General features: G+C 65.9%; 13 protein-coding genes. 11 read left to right on the top strand and 2 right to left on the bottom strand.

Annotated features, from left to right (window positions below; translation table 11 throughout):
- Window positions 1–25 precede the first annotated feature (25 nt).
- Window positions 26–2,341 carry a methyl-accepting chemotaxis protein gene (locus tag GM676_RS21065; protein WP_155465901.1) on the top strand — a complete coding sequence of 772 codons (2,316 nt, stop codon included), beginning with the start codon at window positions 26–28 and terminating at the stop codon, window positions 2,339–2,341.
- Window positions 2,342–2,359: 18 nt separating this feature from the next.
- Window positions 2,360–8,116 carry a hybrid sensor histidine kinase/response regulator gene (locus tag GM676_RS21060; RefSeq protein ID WP_155465900.1) on the top strand — a complete coding sequence of 1,919 codons (5,757 nt, stop codon included), beginning with the start codon at window positions 2,360–2,362 and terminating at the stop codon, window positions 8,114–8,116.
- Here the strand turns inward: GM676_RS21060 and GM676_RS21055 are convergent.
- Window positions 8,100–9,536, bottom strand: a complete 1,437-nt coding sequence (locus GM676_RS21055; RefSeq protein ID WP_155465899.1) for a cryptochrome/photolyase family protein — start codon at window positions 9,534–9,536, stop codon at window positions 8,100–8,102. The two genes, GM676_RS21060 and GM676_RS21055, sit on opposite strands and share 17 nt — an antisense overlap.
- A 197-nt stretch (window positions 9,537–9,733) precedes the next feature.
- On the opposite strand from GM676_RS21055, the gene GM676_RS21050 reads away from it, so the two are divergent.
- The 8 genes from GM676_RS21050 (at window position 9,734) to GM676_RS21015 (ending at window position 16,520) form a co-directional block, all read left to right on the top strand.
- A complete protein-coding gene (locus tag GM676_RS21050) occupies window positions 9,734–10,342 on the top strand; it encodes a YqgE/AlgH family protein (protein ID WP_229262803.1) in 609 nt (202 codons plus the stop codon).
- Window positions 10,343–10,732, top strand: a complete 390-nt coding sequence (gene ruvX, locus GM676_RS21045; RefSeq protein ID WP_155465897.1) for a Holliday junction resolvase RuvX — start codon at window positions 10,343–10,345, stop codon at window positions 10,730–10,732.
- Window positions 10,729–11,238, top strand: coding sequence for a bifunctional pyr operon transcriptional regulator/uracil phosphoribosyltransferase PyrR (gene pyrR, locus GM676_RS21040; protein ID WP_155465896.1), 510 nt, complete (start codon window positions 10,729–10,731; stop codon window positions 11,236–11,238). The genes ruvX and pyrR overlap by 4 nt, the downstream gene beginning before the upstream one ends.
- Window positions 11,239–11,254: 16 nt before the next feature.
- A complete protein-coding gene (locus tag GM676_RS21035; RefSeq protein ID WP_155465895.1) occupies window positions 11,255–12,220 on the top strand; it encodes an aspartate carbamoyltransferase catalytic subunit in 966 nt (321 codons plus the stop codon).
- The gene (locus GM676_RS21030) at window positions 12,217–13,533 is read left to right on the top strand and encodes a dihydroorotase (protein WP_155465894.1); all 1,317 of its coding nucleotides are present in this window, start codon (window positions 12,217–12,219) and stop codon (window positions 13,531–13,533) included. The genes GM676_RS21035 and GM676_RS21030 overlap by 4 nt, the downstream gene beginning before the upstream one ends.
- Before the next feature lie 9 nt (window positions 13,534–13,542).
- The gene (locus tag GM676_RS21025; RefSeq protein WP_155465893.1) at window positions 13,543–14,292 is read left to right on the top strand and encodes a lysophospholipid acyltransferase family protein; all 750 of its coding nucleotides are present in this window, start codon (window positions 13,543–13,545) and stop codon (window positions 14,290–14,292) included.
- 10 nt (window positions 14,293–14,302) lie between these two features.
- Entirely contained in the window at window positions 14,303–15,232 is a 930-nt protein-coding gene (locus GM676_RS21020) for a LysR family transcriptional regulator (RefSeq protein ID WP_155465892.1), read from the top strand.
- 103 nt (window positions 15,233–15,335) lie between these two features.
- Complete coding sequence (locus tag GM676_RS21015) at window positions 15,336–16,520, top strand: SGNH/GDSL hydrolase family protein (protein ID WP_155465891.1); 1,185 nt, start codon at window positions 15,336–15,338, stop codon at window positions 16,518–16,520.
- On the opposite strand, the gene GM676_RS21010 is transcribed toward GM676_RS21015, so the two are convergent.
- On the bottom strand, window positions 16,498–17,367 hold the full coding sequence (locus GM676_RS21010; RefSeq protein ID WP_155465890.1) for a symmetrical bis(5'-nucleosyl)-tetraphosphatase: 870 nt from the start codon (window positions 17,365–17,367) through the stop codon (window positions 16,498–16,500). The two genes, GM676_RS21015 and GM676_RS21010, sit on opposite strands and share 23 nt — an antisense overlap.
- A 121-nt stretch (window positions 17,368–17,488) precedes the next feature.
- On the opposite strand from GM676_RS21010, the gene GM676_RS21005 reads away from it, so the two are divergent.
- The coding region (locus GM676_RS21005; protein WP_155465889.1) for a dTDP-glucose 4,6-dehydratase at window positions 17,489–18,128 on the top strand (640 nt) is incomplete at its 3' end.

Here is an 18,128-nt window from a genome sequence, read left to right as displayed (position 1 = left end):
CAAACACTTAATCCGGAGAGGGTGTATGGCTTTTAAGATTTTCTCGCGCGGCAGCCGGAATGCCGCACAAGATGCAGCAGCCAATTCAGAATTTGGCGATTCGCAGTTTCTCCATACCGCCGCCGGCGGTACGCCCGCCGCTGCGCCATCGCCATCGCCGGTGAGCGATGATGCAGACGAGGCGCCGCTGCGCCTGCGCGATGCGCTGGGCCGCCGCCGTAGCGCCATCGCTCCCGTCGATACCGGCCCCGGTTTCAAGCTGCCGCTGATCGGCCACCTGCCGGCGCAACGCCAACTGAGCGTGCTGTCGACCGCGTTGGCGGTCAGCATCGGCATGAGCGTGGTGTTTGTCGCGCTGAATAACATCCACAGCGCCAACCGCTCGGCGCAAACCCAGGTGGCCAGCGATGCGCTGATGCATTCGCAGCGCATCGGCAAGGCCGCGCCCAACGCGGTGCAGGGCAGCGCCGAAGGCTTCCGCCAGCTGGAGGAAAGCCGCAAGGAACTCAATAACGACATCAAGCTGATGACCAGCGGTGGCCAGTACCAGGGCCGCGCCATCGGCGAGCCGCGTTCCGACATCGCCGTGGTGGTGGCGGCCGCGCGCAAGCAGTGGACCGCCACCGACCTCGCCGCCGGCACCATCTTGCAGCTGAAGGCGGACCTGAGCGGCATGGACAAGACGCTGCAAAAGCTGAACGAGCTCTCGCCCGACCTGCTGGTGCGTACGGAAGACATCATCGGCCTGAAAGTGCAGCGCGGCGCCTCGGCGCGCGAGATCGCGGCGCTGGGCAAGCTGACCATGCTGACCCAGCGCATGAGCCGCAGCGCCGGTGAATTCCTCACCGCCGGCGGCATCAGTTCCGAAACCGCGTTCCAGCTGGGACGCGACACCACGGTATTCCGCAACACCATCGACGGCTTCCTCAACGGCAGCCCGCAGCAAGGTCTGGCGGCGGTGCGCGAGCCGGACCTGCGCGCCAAGTTCACCGAGCTGCAAACGGCGTTCGAGGCCTATCAGAAGCTGGTGGCGGCGGTACTGGAGAAACTGGACAAATTCAGCGCGGCCAAAGCGGCCGAGCAGCTGATCTTCAACGACAACGAGGCGCTGCGCCAGCGCCTGGGCGTTTTACAGCAGGCTTACCGCGAGAATCAGGACTCGCTCGACATCACGTTCTGGCTGATGGTGGCGGGCGGCATGCTGACACTGGTGACGGCGGCCGCCATCGGCCGGGTGCTGCTGATGGATTCGCACAACCGCACGCGCGGCGCGGAACGCCGCCGCCAGGAAGCGGACACCATGCGTCAGCAGGCGCAGCAGAAGGAAGAGGAAGCCAAGTCGATGAACGACCAGAATCAGGCGGCGATCCTGCGCCTGATGAACGAGTTGCAGGAAGTGGCGGACGGCGACCTGACGGTGCAGGCCACGGTGTCCGAGGACATTACCGGCGCGATTGCCGATTCGGTCAATTACACGGTGGAGGAGTTGCGCGGGCTGGTGGGCCGGGTGACGGTGACGGCGGAGCAGGTGACCAAGGCGTCCACCCACGCGCAGAGCATTTCCAGCGACCTGCTGCTGGCGTCGCAGCAGCAGTCGCGCGAGATTCAGGATGCCTCGTCGACGGTGGTGAAGATGGCCAACGAGATTACCGACGTGTCGCGTTCCGCCAGCGAGTCGGCCGATGTGGCGCGGCAGTCGGTGGCGGCGGCGCAGCAGGGTTCGACGGCGGTGGAAAACGCCATCAAGGGCATGCACGAGATTCGCGAGCAGATTCAGGATACCTCCAAGCGCATCAAGCGGCTGGGCGAATCGTCGCAGGAGATCGGTGAGATCACCGAGCTGATTTCGGACATTACGGAGCAGACCAACGTGCTGGCGCTGAACGCCGCCATTCAGGCTGCGTCGGCCGGCGAGGCGGGACGCGGTTTCTCGGTGGTGGCGGAGGAGGTGCAGCGGCTGGCGGAACGTTCGGCCGAAGCGGCCAAGCAGATCGGCGCGCTGGTGCGCACGATTCAGACTGACACGCACGACGCGGTGGCGGCGATGGAGAAGTCTACCCAAGGCGTGGTGGAGGGCGCGCGCCTGTCGGATGCGGCGGGGGCGGCGCTGCATGATATTTCGCAGGTGTCCAACCGATTGGCGGAACTGATTTCCGGGATCGCGCAGGCGACCGGCCAGCAAGCCACTTCCGCGTCCGGCGTGGCGCAGAACATCCAGCATATTCTGGCGGTGACCGAGCAGACGCAGGACGGTACGCAGCAAACCGCGCAATCGATTCACAAGCTGTCGGTGCTGGCGCAGGAGTTGAAGAACTCCGTGGCGCGTTTCCGCATAGCTTAACGAAAGGCCGAGACAAGCATGACCAAGACTGATTTTCCGATTTCACAGCAACCGCAATTGGACACCGGCCCGCTGTCGTGGGTGATGGTGGAGATCCGCGAGTCGCTGGCACGTTCGCGCACCGCCTTGTTCGAGGCGGGCGGACGCGAGCCGGAAGATCAGGCCACGCAGCTGCAACACGCCAAGTCGCATTTGCATCAGGCGCATGGGGCGTTGCAGATGGTGGACGTGGAGGGCGTGAGCCAGATGACCGAGGTGGCCGAGGCGGCGCTGGACCGCTTCAAGTCCGGCACGCTGAAATGCTCGACCGACCATGCGCAGACGGTGGCGCAGCTGTATCAGGCGCTGGTGGAGTATCTGGAAGAGCTGCTGGAAGGCGCGCCGTCGCAGCCGGCCAAGCTGTTCCCGTACTATCGCGCGGTGCAGGAGATGATGGGCGCGGAGCGCATCCATCCGGCGGATTTGTTCTATCCAGACCTGTCGCAGCCCATCATCCTGCCGCTCGCCGACGTCGCCGCCGAGGCGCCGGACTACGCCGCTTATCGTCAGCGCTTCGAGCGCGCGCTGCTGCCGTACATGAAGGGCGCGGGCGATGCGGGCGCGCTGCTGGACGCCATCAAGCTGGTGGCCGACGCGCAGCAGGACGGCCAGTCCCGCGCCTTCTGGCTGTCCATGCAAGCCTTCGCCGAACTGGTGGCCGACGGTTCGCTGCCCGCCAGCCTGTACGTCAAGCAGCTGTTTGGCCTCATCAACCTGCAAATCCGCCGTCTGAGCCAGGGCACTGCCGCGCAGCCGGAAGCCATGCTGCGCGACGCTTTATTCTTCGTTGCCACCGCCGGCGCGGAATCCACCTCGCCGACTGTGCGGCAAGTGCGCACCGCCTACGCACTGGAGGGCCTCGCACCAGCGGATTACGAAACTCGCCGCTACGGCCAGATCGACACCGAAGCGCTGGAGCGCGCCAAAGCCGGCATCGTGCAAGCCAAAGCTCACTGGGATCGTCTGGCCAATGCCGAAATCGATCCCGATCTGGACGCCGCCTTCGATACCGCGCTGCACGATGTCGCCGCCGAATGCGAGAAACTCAACCTGCCAGCATTGGGCGCCTTGCTGCGTCAACTGGCCGGCGTCGCGCGCAAGGCCGTTTCCGCCGGCCGTAGCGAGGAGCTGGCGCTGGAGATGGCCACCGCCTTGCTGTTTGCCGAACATGGCCTGCAACACATCCGCCATCTGCCGGACGATTTCGCCGCGCATGCGGACACCATCGGCGCGCGTTTGCTGGCGCTGGTCTCCGGCGAAGTGCCGCCCGAACCGGCGCAATGGCAAAGTGGCTTGGCGCACCAGATGCAGCAGGACGACACGGTCGTCGCGCTGGCCATGGAAATGAAGACCGGCCTGCGTCAGGTAGAGAAAGTGCTGGACGATTACTATGCCGATCCTTCCAGGCGTCCGTCCTTGCTGGAGCTGGACCCGGTGCTGCATCAGTTGCAAGGTGCGCTGGCGGTGCTGGATCAGGATGATGCGATGCACGCCGCGCAGCATGTGAAGTCGGCGGTGCTGGCCCTGGCGCACGGCGATGGCGATCCGTCGCACGAGCCGAAGGCGCTGGACGATATCGCGCAAAACGTCGGTGCGCTGGGCTTCTTCGTCGACATGCTGGCGCAGAACGCGGCCGGTGCGCGCGAGCGTTTTGCGTTTGATGCGGCGCAGGGCAGTTTCCGTTCGGTGCCGTTCAAGAAGATTGCGGCGTCGGGTGCGGTGCCGGTGCTGGAGGAGCAAGTGCCTGCGCCTGCGCCGGTGGCCATGCCGGCCGAAGCGCCGCCGCCCGCCGCCAGCGATGCGGCGGTGGAGGCGGAGCTGCTGGAGATCTTCATCTCCGAGGCGCAGGAAGTGCTGGTGTTTGTCGGCGAGACTTTGCCGCAGCCGCGCACGGAAGAGAACCTGACCATGTTGCGCCGGTCGTTCCACACCTTGAAGGGCAGTGGGCGGATGGTGGGCCTGAACCAGTTTGCCGATGCTGCCTACGCGATTGAGAAGGTGATGAACGTGTGGCTGGCGGAAGCGCGTCCGGCCACCAACGCGTTGTTCGACTTGCTGAACGGCGCTTCGCAAGAAATGAGCGCGTGGGTGGCGGAGTTGGTCGCTGATGGCGTCTCATCGCGCAATGCCGACGCGTTAATCGCCGCCGCCGCACGCGTGCAAGCAGGCGACGAGCCGACCCTCGCCACCACGCCAGCCGCCGCCGAGCCAACTGCCGCCGCGCCCGTGCCGACCGAGGCAGGGCCAACCGAGGCCGAGCCAACCGAGGCCGGGCCAAGCGCCGTCACCTCCAACGCCGCCACCGCTCCTGCATCGACCGACGCCGAGCCAGCCGCCGCCACCACCGCGCCTGCGTCGGCCGACGTTGAGCCGAGCGTTGCTGACACCTCGCCGGCTGATGCCGATGTCCCGCCATCCGCCGAAGCGGCCGACAGCGGCGAAGTGATCGAAACGCCTTCTCTGGAAGCCCAAACTGACGACGAGCCGCCCGCGCCCGCACCGGCTCCGCCGCCGGTCACCCACGGCAACGTCATCGAATTCCCAAGCATCACACCCGCCGTCCCGCGCGACGACAACGTGAAGCACATCGGCGGCATGGAAATCCCTCTGCCGCTGTACAACATCTACCTGCACGAATCGGACGACCTGGTACGCAAGCTGGAACAGGACTTCGGTGAATGGCGCCACGAGCCGCGCCGTCCTGTGAATCCGGAAGCGCTGGCGGCATCGCACACCTTGGCCGGCACTTCCGGCACGGTGGGCGTAAAGACCCTGCGCGAACTGGCGCTGGCGCTGGAAGGCGCGCTGGAAGTCCTGCTGCCGCCGGCACCACATCTGGACCAGGCGCAGCACGACCTGCTGGACTTCACCATCCAGCGCATCCGCCAGATGCTGCAAGGCTTTGCGGCGGGCGAGATGCCGTCCGCACAGCCGGAGCTGATCGGCGCTCTGCACGGCCTGCGTGATGAGCTGATGGCGACGCCGCCAGCGGCCACCAACGAGATCGAGGCGCGTCTGGATGATCTGGTGGCGGAGACCATGGATGGGCTGCACGCGCCAGCGGCGCCGCAGGAGTCGGCGCTGGATCAGCTGTTCCGCGAGGCCTACAACGCCATCAGCGGCAGCGTGCCGGAGTCCGAGGCGCCGACCGCGCCGCCATCGAAGAAAAAGCCGGAAGTGCACGTTGACGATGGTATCGACGACCTGTTCAACGCCGCCTTCGACGACGCCTTCGCCGAGCCGCCACTGAAAATCGCCGCTCCCCTGGCGCCAGAACCACCGTCCGCGCCGCCCGCCGACGAAGAGCCATCGCAACCCTCCGTTGCCGAAGCCGCGCCGCCCACCGCCGATGAGCCGTCGCCGCTCGCCGTTGCCGAAGCCGCCCCGCCCGCCGCTGAGCCGGCGCCGCCTGCTGGCGAGGAGCCCGTGCTGGCGCCGGCCGTGGAGGTCATCGCGCTCGCTCCTGCCGAACCCGAGGTTCTGGCCGCCGCCCCCGCCATCTTCCACGATGAGCTGGACGCTGACCTGCTCCCCGTCTTCCTCGAAGAAGGCGCGGACCTGCTGCCGCAAATCGGCGAAGCATTGCGCGCCTGGCAGCACTCACCGATCGACACCTCGCACGCCCAAAGCCTGCTGCGCCTCCTGCACACCGTGAAAGGCAGCGCGCGCATGGCCGGCGCCATGCGCCTCGGCCAGCACTGCCACGAAATCGAAACCCACATCGAAAACATGGTGCACGCCGGCTCCGCCACGCCGCACGCTTTCGAAGAACTGCTGGCCCACTACGACCACGCCCTGCTGCTGTTCGAACAACTGCAAAACCCGGACACCCGGCAAGCCGCCGTCGCCGGCCCGGCCAACAGCATTGCCACCCTGATCGACGACATCCCCGGCGTCCACCCAGCCGCGCCAGCGCCGCAGCCCGCAGCCGCCGACGAACAGGCCAGCGCCAAATCGCCACTGGTGCGCGTGCGCGCCGATATCCTCGACCGCCTGGTCAACCAGGCCGGCGAAGTGTCGATCGCCCGCTCGCGCATGGAAAACGAAGTCGACACCCTGCGCACCTCACTGGCCGACTTCTCCGACAACCTGGCCCGCCTGCGCCGCCAGCTGCGCGAAGTCGAAATGCAGGCCGAATCGCAAATCGCCTCGCGCATGGCCATCTCCAGCGACCGCGAATTCGACCCGCTCGAATTCGACCGCTTCACGCGCCTGCAAGAACTCACCCGCATGATGGCGGAAAGCGTCAACGATGTCGCCAGCTTCCACGAAAGCCTGACCCGCAGCGTCGACAACGCCAACACCGACCTGACGCAGCAAGCCCGCCTCACGCGCGACCTGCAACGTGACCTGATGCGCGTGCGCATGGTGCCCTTCGCCAGCATCTCCGAGCGCCTGTTCCGCGTGGCGCGCCAGAGCGCCAAGGACGTCGACAAGCGCGTCAACCTCGACATCCGCGGCGGCAGCGTGGAGCTGGACCGCAGCGTCCTGGAACGCATGTCCGCCCCATTCGAACACCTGCTGCGCAACGCTATCGCCCACGGCGTCGAATCGCGCGACCGCCGCACCGCCGCCGGCAAGAGCGAAACCGGCGAACTGCTGGTGCAAGTGGCACAGGAGGGCAACGAAGTCGTGATCGATTTCACCGACGACGGCGGCGGCCTCGATCTGGAGCGCATCAAGGCCAAGGCCATCAGCGTCGGCCTGCTGGACCAGGACGAAGCGGTCACCGATGCCCAAATCGCCGACCTGATTTTCGAACCCGGCTTCTCCACCGCCGAAGCGCTGACCGAACTGTCGGGACGCGGCGTCGGCATGGACGTGGTGCAGTCGGAAGCGCAGGCGCTGGGCGGCCGCGTCGACCTGTATTCTGTGCCGGGCAAAGGCACGCGCTTCACCATCCGCCTGCCGCTGACGTTGGCCGTCACCCAGGTGGTGCTGCTGGCCGCCGGCGGCAAGACCTACGCATTGCCGGCCATCCTGGTCGAGCAGGTGCTGCAAATGAAGGAGGCCGCGCTGGCTGATGCCCGCGCCAACGGCATGCAGTACCTGCCCACACTGCTGGGCGACGCCGCGCAGCCGCCGGTGCAGCGCTCCTCGCCGGTGATGATGCTCAAGAATGGCAACGAGCGCCTCGCCCTGCAAGTGGATGAAGTGCTGGGCAACCGCGAAGTGGTGATCAAGAACATCGGCCCGCAGCTGTCGCGCATGGTGGGCATTGCCGGCGCCACGGTGCTGGGCACGGGCGACATTGTGCTGATCCTGAACCCGGTGGCGCTGGCGCAGCACCTGGCGCACCATCCGGAAGTGAAAGTGCAGTACGCGCAGGCGGCGGCCGACAGCCCGAACGCGCCGCAAGCGCAGGGCCGCGCCATCATGGTGGTGGACGATTCGCTGACCGTGCGCCGCGTCACCCAGCGTCTGCTCGAGCGTGAAGGCTACCGCGTGCTGCTGGCCAAGGATGGTGTCGACGCGCTGGAGCAGTTGCAGGAAACGCGGCCGGACCTGATGCTGGTCGATATCGAGATGCCGCGCATGGACGGCTTTGACCTCACGCGCAACGTGCGCGGCGACGAGCGCACGCGCGACATCCCCATCATCATGATCACCTCGCGCAGCGCGGACAAGCACCGCAACGTCGCGCTGGAACTGGGCGTGAACGCCTACTTCGGCAAACCGTTCCAGGAGGACGTGCTGCTGGAGGCGATCAGCGGTTTGATCAAGCCGGCTTCTTGACCACCTCGTAGCGCTCCAGCGTGCGCTTGCGCGCTTCGTCGTGCATGACCACTGGTGGCCAATAGTCCGGCGCCAGCATGCGCGGCGCCAGCCATGGCGCGTGGATTTCCTTCGCGCTCAGTTGCGCCAACTGCGGCAGGTAGCGGCGGATGAATTTTCCTTCTCCGTCAAACTTCTCCGACTGCGTGATCGGGTTGAAGATGCGGAAGTAAGGCTGCGCGTCGCAGCCCGATGACGAGGCCCACTGCCAGCCGCCGTTGTTGGAAGCCAGATCGAAGTCATTCAGGTGCAGCGCAAAATAGGCTTCGCCGCGCCGCCAGTCGATGCCCAGGTCTTTGATCAGGAAGCAGGCCGTCACCATGCGCAGGCGGTTGTGCATATAGCCGGTCTGGTTCAGTTGTAGCATGGCCGCATCCACCAGCGGATAGCCGGTGCGGCCTTCGCACCACGCAGCAAACAGCTCGTCGGCTTCCGGCCCGGTCTCCCATTGAATAGCGTCGTAGGCCGGCTTGAACGAGCCGCCCACCACGTGCGGATTGTGATACAGGATCATGGCGTAGAACTCGCGCCAGATCAGTTCCGACAGCCACACGGCCGCGCCTTCGCCGCCGGCGCCGCGCTCCTGCAAGTCCAGCACCGTGCGCACCAGATGGCGCACCGACAGCGTGCCAAAGCGGAAGTGGATCGACAAATACGACGGCCCCTTCACCGCCGGGAAATCGCGCGCCACGTTGTAATCGGCGATGCGCGGCAGAAAATCTTCGAACAGCTTCTCCGCGCCCGACATGCCGGTCGGGATTTTCAGCTCGGCCAGATTGCTGGGCTCGAAGCCCAGCTCGGCCAGCGTCGGCAGCGCCGGAGCGGGCGAGGGCGGCGGCGCCAGACGGGCGGCATGCGGTTCGATGTTGTACGGCGCCAGCACTGACGGATCGGCCGCCAGCTTCTTCAACCAGGCGTTCTTGTAAGGCGTAAACACCGAGAACACGCCGCCGTTCTGCGACAGCACTTCGCCGCACTCGAATATCACCTGATCCTTGTAGCTATGAAACTTGCGCCCGGCCGCGTCCAGCGCGCGCTCCACCGTGGCGTCGCGTTCGATCGCTTGCGGTTCATAATCGCGATTGCAGAACACCGCGTCCACGCCCAGCTCCGCCGCCAGCGCCGGAATCTCGCGTACCGGATCGCCATGGCGCACGATCAGGTGGCCGCCCAGCTGTTTCAGTTCGGCCGCCACCTCGGCGATGCTGGCGTGGATGAAGTCGACCCGGCGGTCGCGCCGGGGCAGGGCGTCGAGGATGGTGGTGTCGTAGATAAAAACACAATACACGCGCTCGCTCGCCAACAGGGCTTGGTGCAGGGCCACATGGTCGAAAACGCGCAGGTCGCGGCGCAGCCATACGAGGGAAGAAGTCAGTTTCATTCGGTCTGTATCAAGCTTGTGAGGGATGCAATCGTGGCTCGTCCCCCAATTCAGTGTAAACTACGGGTTAGACAGAGTTGCTAGCCGCGCGATACTACAGTAATTGTCAGCAGCACAGAGAGAACACGCACCCAGCAGAGAGAGCAACTTGTATGAAGAAGAGCAAAATAGGCAAAACTCTACCTGTTCCCGGCCTGATGCAGGATGCCGGCGACCCCCTGGAGCCCGTCGGCGCGCCAACCAGCACGCTGAATCTGGCAAATCATTTCCTTATTGCAATGCCATCCATGCAAGATCCGGTCTTCGGCGGCACGGTGGTGTATGTTTGCGAGCACAATGAAAACGGCGTGCTGGGCGTGGTGATCAACAAGCCTACCGACATGACCATGCATACCCTGTTCGAGCGCATCGACCTGAAGGTCGATCACGGCCTCGAAGGCCATGACGACGAGCCGATCATGTTCGGCGGCCCGGTGCAGGACGACCGCGGCTTCGTGCTGCACACGCCCGGCCACCGCTATTCGTCCTCGCTGACCGTGACCAAGGACGTCGCCTTCACCACCTCCATCGACGTGCTGGAAGCGGTGGCGGCCGGCGAGGGTCCGCCGCGCATGCTGGTGTCGATCGGCTATTCGGGCTGGAGCCCGGGCCAGCTGGAAGAGGAAATCAGCCGCAACGGCTGGCTGACGGTGGGCGCCGATCCGCACATCCTGTTCGACCTGCCGATCGAGGACCGCTACACCGCCGCCATGCGCCTGCTGGGCATCGACCCGCTGATGCTCACCTCCGAGGCGGGCCACGCTTAAATGAGCAGTATCGACACCATTTTTGCGTTCGACTTCGGTGTGAAAAGAATCGGCGTGGCCATGGGCAACACCATGCTGCGCCAGGCGGAGCCTCTCAAAGTCATCAGCGCGGTCGACAATGCGACGCGTTTTGCCGATATCCAGAAGATGCTGGATGAATGGAAACCGGCCCGGCTGGTGGTCGGGCTGCCCATGCACCCGGACGGCAATGAACACGAAATGACGGCGCGGGCGCGCCGTTTTGCCAATCAGCTGACCGGCCGCTTCGGCCTGCCGGTGGAGCTGGTGGACGAACGCTATTCCTCGGCCGTGCTGTCGGCCAAGCGCGGCGAGGTCATCGACGACCGCGCCGCCGCCATCATTCTGCAACAATATTTCGACTCCCTATGACTCTCAATCCCAACCAACTCGACGCCGAGCAGCTGTACGCCACCCTGCTGGCCGATGTGAAAGCCGGTCTGGCCGGCGTGCCGGATGTCGCCATCGTCGGCATCCATTCCGGCGGCGCCTGGATCGCCGAGCGCCTCGCGGCCGACCTCGGCCTGTCGGCCCGCTGCGGCGTGCTGGACGTCTCGTTCTACCGCGACGACTACGCCAGGAAAGGCCTGCCTGCCGAGGTCAAGCCAACCAATATCACCTTCGATGTGGCGGCCGCCAACATCCTGCTGGTTGACGACGTGCTGTACACCGGCCGCACCACCCGCGCCGCCATCAACGAGTTGTTCGATTACGGCCGCCCGGCGCGCATCATGCTGGCCGCGCTGGTGGACCGCGGCGAACGCCAGCTGCCGGTGGCGGCGGACTTCGTCGCCGCCCATGTCGCCGTGCCGAAGGGGCAGGCGCTGGTCCTGAAAAAACGCGCCGACGATGGAAAATTTACGCTAACTATAGAATAACGCTTCGACCAAAACTATGCTTAATCCGCAACTGAACAAACACGGCGAGCTCCAGCACTTGCTGTCGATCGAGGGGCTGCCGAAAGCCATCCTCAATCACATTCTGGACACCGCGTCGTCCTTCGTCGGCATCTCCGACCGCGATGTGAAGAAAGTGCCGCTGATGCGCGGCAAATCGGTGTTCAACCTGTTCTTCGAAAACTCGACCCGCACGCGTACGACTTTTGAGATTGCCGCCAAGCGTTTGTCGGCCGACGTCATCAACCTGAACATCCAGGCTTCCTCGACCAGCAAAGGCGAATCGCTGCTGGACACCATCGACAACCTGGCCGCCATGCACGCGGACATGTTCGTGGTCCGCCACGCGCAATCGGGCGCGCCCTACCTGATCGCCAAGCACCTGATGGAAACCAGGCAGAACCATGTGCACGTGGTGAACGCGGGCGACGGCCGCCACGCGCACCCGACGCAGGGCCTGCTGGACATGTACACCATCCGCCACTACAAGCAGGACTTCACCAACCTGCGCGTGGCGATTGTCGGCGACATCCTGCACAGCCGCGTGGCCCGTTCCGACATCCACGCGCTGACCACGCTGGGGGTGCCGGAAGTGCGCGCCATCGGCCCGCACACCCTGCTGCCGGGCGGCCTGGAGCAGATGGGCGTGCGCACCTTCACCAACATGGATGAAGGCCTGAAGGACGTCGACGTGATCATCATGCTGCGCCTGCAGAACGAGCGCATGAGCGGCGCGCTGCTGCCATCGGCCGGCGAATACTTCAAGAGCTACGGCCTGACGCCGGAGCGCCTGGCGCTGGCCAAGCCGGACGCCATCGTCATGCACCCGGGCCCGATGAACCGCGGCGTGGAAATCGATTCCGCCGTGGCGGATGGCGCGCAGGCGGTGATCCTGCCGCAGGTGACGTTTGGTATCGCCGTACGCATGGCGGTGATGAGTATCGTGGCAGGAACGCAAGCATGAAGAAGAATATCCACATTAAAAACGGCCACGTCATCGACCCGGCCAACGGCATCGACGGCCTCAACGACCTTTACATCGCCGACGGCAAAATCGTTGCGGTCGGCGCGGCGCCTGCGGGCTTCAGCGCCGACGACACCATCGACGCCATCGGCCTGATCGTGGCGCCGGGTTTTGTCGACCTGTCGGCCCGCCTGCGCGAGCCGGGCTTTGAATACAAGGCCACGCTGGAATCGGAGATGCAGGCCGCTGTGCAAGGCGGTATCACCTCGCTGGTGTGCCCGCCGGATACCGACCCGGTGCTCGACGAGCCGGGCCTGGTGGAAATGCTCAAACACCGCGCGCGCAAGCTGAACCAGGCGCACGTCCACCCGCTGGGCGCGCTGACCATGGGCCTGAAAGGCGCGGCGCTGACCGAGATGTCGTCGCTGACCGAATCGGGCTGCATCGGCTTCGCCCAGGCGGAAGAGCCGATCGCCGACACCAACGTGCTGCTGCGCGCGCTGCAATATGCCAAGACCTTCGGCTATACCGTGTGGCTGCGTCCGCAGGACGCGCACATCGGCCGTGGCGGCGTGGCCGCTTCCGGTCCGCTGGCGTCGCGCCTCGGCCTGTCCGGCGTGCCGGTGATGTCGGAAACCATCGCCCTGCACACCATCTTTGAACTGATGCGCTCGACCGGCGCGCGCGTGCACCTGTGCCGCATCTCGTCGGCGGCCGGGCTGGAGCTGATCCGCAAGGCCAAGCAAGAGGGCTTGCCGGTCACCTGCGACGTCGGCGTGCACCACGTGCACATGACCGACGCCGACATCGGCTTCTTCGATTCCAACGCGCGCGTGACGCCGCCATTCCGCAGCCAGCGCGACCGCGACGCCATCCGCTTCGGCCTGCTGGACGGCACCATCGACGCGCTGTGCTCGGACCACACGCCGGTCGACGACGATGAAAAGCTGCTGCCGTTCGGCGAGGCCTCGCCGGGCGCGACCGGACTGGAACTGCTGCTGTCGCTGACCCTGAAATGGGCCGAGGATTATGCCAGCACGCAGGACACTGGCGCAGGCAAGGAGGCAATGCGTCCGCTGTCGCGCGCGCTGGCCCGCATCACCTCGGAAGCGGCGCGGGTGGCGGGGCTGGACGCCGGCACGCTGTCGGTGGGCGCTGTGGCGGACGTGGTCTTGTTCGACCCGGGCGCGCACTGGACGGTGGAAGCGTCGGCGCTGGCGAGTCAAGGCAAGCACACGCCGTTCCTCGGCTACAACCTGGCCGGACAAGTGCAAACCACCATCGTGGCCGGCCACGTCGCCTACCAACGCTGATACGCCTGCATGAAACTGTCGACGATATTCCGCCTCGCGCGGGTGATGCTGCACGTGTTCAAGGGCATGGCGATCTGCGCCACGGTGTTTCCGTGGATCGGTCAGGAAAAGCGTAACGGCCACATCCGCCGCTGGTCCACCAGACTGCTGGCGATGTGCAATGTGACGGTGGAACTGGCGCCGGGCAGCGCGCCGGCGCTGGCGCATTCCATGGTGGTGGCCAATCACGTCTCGTGGCTGGACATCTTTGTGGTGCACAGCCTGTACCCGAGTCATTTCGTGGCCAAGGCGGAAATCCGCTCGTGGCCGCTGGCCGGATGGCTGGCCGAGAAGGCCGGCACCGTGTTCATCGCGCGTGGCAACCGGCGCGACCTGCGCCACATCTTCAAAGGGCTGGTCACCAGCCTGGAGCAGGGCGAGCGCGTGGCCTTCTTCCCCGAGGGCACCACGGCGGCGCAGGGGCAATTGCTGCCGTTCCACGCCAACCTGTTCGAGGCGGCGATTGACGCCAAAGTGCCGGTGCAGCCGTTTGCCCTGACCTACCGCGACGCCGGCGGCGCCTCGCATCCCTCGGTGGATTTCATCGGCGAGACCAGTTTCGCGGAAAGCATCGTGCTGATCCTGAACGGCCCGCCGGTGAAGGCACAACTGGCCATCCTGCCGCCGCTGGACAGCATCGGCGCCCACCGCCGCGAACTGGCGGAAGCCTCCCACCAGGCCGTCGCCGCCGCGCTGGGCGTGACGCCAGCGGCGCACTAAGACCAACGCCATGCCGCAGCCGTCCACCAATCTGAATTTACTGAGGTCGCTGGATGTGCTGCTGGAAACACGCAACCTGACGCTGGCGGCCGAGATGCTGGGCCTGACCCAGTCGGCGCTGAGCCGCCAGTTGGCCCAGTTGCGCGTCCAGTACGGCGATCCCCTGCTGATACGCGAAGGCCAGCGCTTCCTGCTGACCCAGCGCGCACAAGCCATGCGCGGCCCGCTCAAGGCCGTACTGGCATCGCTCGATTCCGTGCTGGACGGTCCGGGCTTCGAGCCGGCCACCTGCTCGCGTACTTTTTCCATTGCCGGTTCCGACTATTTGGCCGAACACATGCTGCCGCCGCTGGCCGAGGCGCTGCACGCGCAAGCGCCGCACGCCCGGCTGGACTTCCGGCTGTGGGAGCCGGGCTATTACCGGCTGCTCAGCGATGAGGGCGTGGACCTGGTCGCCACCATCGCCGACCTGTTGCCGGAAAACCTGCATGGCCGCGCCATGGGCGAGGACCGCGCCGTGTGCCTGATGCGCGCCGGCCATCCGCTGGCGCGGCAAACCATCACCCTGGCCGAGTACGTGGCGGCCGCGCACCTGCGCATCAGCGGCGGCAGCGACCGCGACGGCGTGATCGAACAGGCGCTGGCCCGGCACGGCATGCGGCGCGACGTGCGCCTGAGCGTGCCATTCTTTTCGGCGGCGCTGCGCCTGATCGGACAGCAGAACCTGCTGCTGACGGTGCCGGAACACATGGCCATCAAATTCGCCTCGGCCGCGCCGCTGGCATGGCAGCCCTTGCCCTTCGAGGTGCCGCCTTACCGCTACTGGCTGCTGTGGCACGCCCGCAATCATCACGATTCCGCCCACCAATGGTTCCGCCAGCGGATGTTTGACGTCCTGCACCGCTTCGACCACGGCGTTACGCACTTCAACGCCGGCTGAGCCGGCTATGCGCGGCACGCATGGCGGGTATGCGTCCACCGCTGTTGATTTGCCCCGCCCGCCTCCGTAGACTGGCCGCACTCAACAACCTCAAGGTGAAGCGATGAAACGATGGGCGGCAATGCTGTTGTTTGTGCTGACGCCGGCATGCGGCATGGCCGCGCCAGCGTGGGTGACGACCTGGATGGCGGTGCCGGATACCGTCGGCCCGGCCATGCCGGCGCTCAGCCTGCGCCAGGCGCTGCGCACCAGTGTCGGCGGCGACAATGTGCGGGTGCGCCTGTCCAACGAGCTGGGCACGACGCCGCTGGTGGTGGGCGCGGCGCGGTTGGCGCGCAGTGCCGGTGGCGCCGCCATCGAGCCCGGCAGCGACCACGCGCTGGCCTTCGCCGGCCAGCCGCAAGTGACCATCGCGCCCGGCGAGAGCGTGCTGAGCGATCCATTGGCGATGCCGGTGGCGGCCTTGCAGGAACTGGCGATCAGCCTCTACCTGCCGCAGGGCAGTGCGCGCGCCACCCTGCATGGCGAGGGTTTGCAGCTGGCTTACCTGGCGCGCGGCGGCGATCTCACCGCCGCCGCCGTCATGCCGGCGGCGGAAACCGATGACAGCCGTTATTTTGTCGCCAGCGTGGAAGTGCTGGCCACCAGCTCGCCGCGCACCGTGGTGGTGCTGGGCGATTCGATTGCCGATGGCGTCGGTTCCAGCACCGGTGCGCAAGCGCGCTGGCCGGACCTGCTGGCGGCGCGGCTGGCGCCGTCGTCGGTGGCGGTGCTGAATGCGGGCGTGGCCGGCAACCGGCTGTTGCGGGATGGCGCCAAACCGTTTGTCGGCCCGAGCATGCTGGCCCGCTTGCAGCGTGACGTGCTGGACCGGCAGGGCGTGCGCTGGCTGCTGCTGCATGGCGGGGTCAACGATATTGCGGCTTCCGACATGCTGGCCGTGCCGGAGCAGCAAGCGTCGGCGCAAGACATCATCGCCGGCATGCAGACCTTGCTCCAGCGGGCGCATGCCGCCGGAATCAGGGTGTGCGCCGCTACCTTGCCGCCGCATGGTGGTGTGGGCAAACCCTTCATCCACAGCGCCGAGGGCGAAGCCAAGCGGCAAGCGGTGAATGCCTGGATACGCACGGCCGGCCAGTTCGACGCGGTGGCCGACGTTGACATGCAGCTGCGCGATCCGGCCCAACCCGACCGGCTGCTGCCGGCCTACGACAGCGGCGACCATCTGCATCCGAACGACCGCGGCTACCGGGCCATGGCGGAGGCTACCCCGGCTTTGCCGCTTTAGCCGCGCTTTGCTGGAATTCCGGGCACTGCACTTGCAGCAGGCTGCGGTCTTCCAGGCACACGGCGCTTAATTGCCCGCCCCAGACGCAGCCGCTGTCCAGGCTGATCAGCTTGGGCTCCAGCCGGAGACCCAGCGCCGACCAGTGGCCGAAGATCACGGTTTCCTGCGCGCTGCGCCGGCCCGGCACCTCAAACCATGGCATCAGGCCGGTCGATGGATCGGCCGTGCCGCTTTCCTTCATCTTGAAATCCATCACGCCATCGGCGGTGCAGAAGCGCAGCCGGGTCATGGCGTTGATGATGCAGCGCAGCCGGTCGGCGCCGCGCAAATCGTCCGACCACTGGGCCGGCTGGTTGCCGTACATCTCGGCCAGGAATTCGGCGATGCCGTCGCCGCGCAGCATGTCCTGCACCTCGCCGGCCAGCGCCATCGCTTGCGCGGCGGTCCATTGCGGCAGCAGGCCGGCGTGCACCAGCACATGGTCCTTGACCCGGATCGCCAGCGGCCGCTGTCGTATCCAGTCGATCAGTTCGTCGCGGTCCGGCGCATGCAGGATCTCGGCCAGCGTATCGGACTTATGCTCCGGCCGGATGCCATAGGCCACCGCCAGCAAGTGCAGGTCATGATTGCCCAGCACGCTATCGACCAGCCCGCCGCTGGCCATGGCCAGCTTGCGCACATGGCGCAGAGTGGACAGGGAATCCGGCCCACGGTTGATCAGGTCGCCTGCGAACAGGATGGCAGGCTCGGCCACGCCATCGGCGGCCGCGTGCGCGCGTATGCGGTCGAGGATGGCCAGCGCCTGGTCGTGGCAGCCCTGCAAATCCCCGATTACATAGGTTTTCATAGAAATACTCACTGGTTCGTTGCTTTGAAAACTGATTTACCCTGAATTTTTGCCCCGATACAGGGCAGTTCACATAAAATCCTACCTACCGACTAATTTGACTCTTGCTGCGGGATACTAAATGATTTTTGTAACGGGTGGTGCTGGTTTTATCGGCTCAAATTTTGTCCTCGACTGGCTGGCGCAGTCAGATGAGCCTGTCATCAACTACGACAAGCTGACCTATGCCGGCAATCTGAACAACCTGGCCTCGCTCAAGCAGGACGCGCGCCACACCTTTGTGCGCGGCGACATCTGCGACCAGGCGCAGGTGCTGGCCCTGTTCCAGCAGCACAAGCCGCGCGCGGTGGTGCACTTCGCCGCTGAAAGCCACGTCGACCGCTCCATCCTCGGTCCGGGCGAATTCATCAACACCAACATCAACGGCACCTTCAGCCTGCTGGAAGCGGCGCGCGCCTACTGGTCCGGCCTGCCGGAGGACGAGAAGGCCGCCTTCCGCTTCCTGCACGTCTCCACCGACGAGGTGTACGGCACGCTGGGTCCGGACGATGCGCCATTCAGCGAAACCACCGCGTTCGCGCCCAACAGCCCGTATTCGGCCTCGAAGGCGGCGTCGGACCATCTGGTGCGTTCCTACTTCCACACCTACGGCCTGCCGGTGCTGACCACCAACTGCTCCAACAACTACGGTCCATACCACTTCCCGGAAAAACTGATCCCGCTGATCATCGCCAACGCGCAAGCCGGCAAGCCGCTGCCGA

The sequence above is a fragment of the Duganella radicis genome (genome assembly GCF_009720825.1).
Classification (GTDB): Bacteria; Pseudomonadota; Gammaproteobacteria; order Burkholderiales; family Burkholderiaceae_D; genus Rugamonas; species Rugamonas radicis.
Note: the sequence above shows the minus strand (reverse complement) of the source record. Positions and strands in the feature narration are given on the sequence as shown.